This window comes from Affinirhizobium straminoryzae (assembly GCF_007004135.1).
GTDB lineage: Bacteria > Pseudomonadota > Alphaproteobacteria > Rhizobiales > Rhizobiaceae > Neorhizobium > Neorhizobium straminoryzae.
In genome coordinates this window covers 1-1,422 of sequence record NZ_VJMG01000098.1, presented here as the reverse complement: position 1 = coordinate 1,422, position 1,422 = coordinate 1, and the positions used below count along the sequence as shown (strand labels likewise).

General features: G+C 61.2%; 1 protein-coding gene. It reads right to left on the bottom strand.

Going from position 1 to position 1,422, the window contains the following annotated elements:
- On the bottom strand, positions 1 to 1,078 hold a 1,078-nt coding region (locus FNA46_RS24560), incomplete at its 3' end, for a Tad domain-containing protein (protein ID WP_143127869.1).
- Between the last annotated feature and the right edge of the window lie 344 nt (positions 1,079 to 1,422).

The window sequence follows — 1,422 nt, the reverse complement described above, 5'->3', positions numbered from 1 at the left end:
CGCCGTTCTGTTTCAGGGGCGTGCAGAAGCTCGTATCGATCGGCTCCTGACAGCGCGTGCCCTTCAGTTCCTCGCTGCAGTTCGGCTTTGCGGCATCCGCCACGCCATCGGAGACGAAGAACAGAACCTTCTGGCGATTGCTGTTTGTGGTGCCTGTGCCGCCGGTGCCGATAATGGTTTTCAGCTTGGTCAGCGCCGCATCGAAATCCGTCAGCTGGTTGCTCTTGTAGTTGTTCTTCGGTGTCGTCATCAGGTCGAGTGCGTCGGTGGCGGTGCGGACCTTGGCCATGTCGTCGCTCATGGGCGCGACTTCCGTCAGTCCCGCCGTATCGGCGGTCGCGCCGAAACTGTAGACCGCCATGCGATACTGGCCGACCGTCTGTGCGTATTTCGTCGCGTCATGGGTCAGTTCCTGGGTGGCCTCGCGCACCACGTCGATGCGCATGTTGACCCCGATCGACTTGGCCACGAGGTAGTAATTGTCCGGGTTCTGCGTCTCGTGGCAGGCAAAGGCGCAGCTGTCCGGCGTGTTTCGCTGCATGGCGGCGATGTCGGCGGCGGTGGCGCCAAGCCCCATCGAAGGTGTGTTGTCGAGCAGCATGTAGAAATCGACGAAGGCGTTTGTCTGGTAGGTGGCGGTCGCCGTGCCGCTGATCTGCATGCTGTCATAGCCGAAGATGGTCATGAAGGCGGTCGGGACTTCGGCGGTGAAGGTGAGGGAGGAATAGAGGTCGCCGCCGCTACGGCTGATGTCGATATCGACTCTGGTGACCTTTGCGCCGCTCTGCCCGCCGAGCTGGCCTTCGAAGAGATGCCGGGCATCCTGCGAGCCGACCGCAACCGTGCCGTCGCCCGTCATGGCAAGGGCTGCCGCAACGCCCGCCGATTTTTCCGAGAGTGCGCCAACAGCTGCCGCATCGGCTGCTGCCATCAAGGTGGTGCGTTGATCGAGTGCATAGCCGATATCGACCGCCATGCCGGCAACGCCGACCAGCGGCGCGGCAATCAGCGCTGTCATGATGCCGAAATTGCCGGTCCGATCGCGAAGAAAGCCATGGAGAAAATCGATAAGCTGCATGCCGGGACGCCATCAATCACAAAATGGAACAGTGAAACGCGGCATCATGCTGCGGAAGGGAAGCGACATTGCCCCCATTTGCTGTCAAGCCTAAAGGGTTTTCGTTTGGGAAGCGCCAACGAACAGGGTGAACAAGTGCTTGCGGCGTGGACAGAGTGGCCGGTTTTTCGCGCTAGGCAAGCGAGCTGCAAAGGTTTATAAGCCGCCGACTTGAGAGATCGCTGCGGCCGGGCCGCGGCAAGGAACGGATGACGACGATGGTACAGAACTGGACCCCGACCTCGTGGCGGCACAAACCGATCCAGCAGGTTCCGGACTATCCGGACATGGAGGCGCTGAAGGCG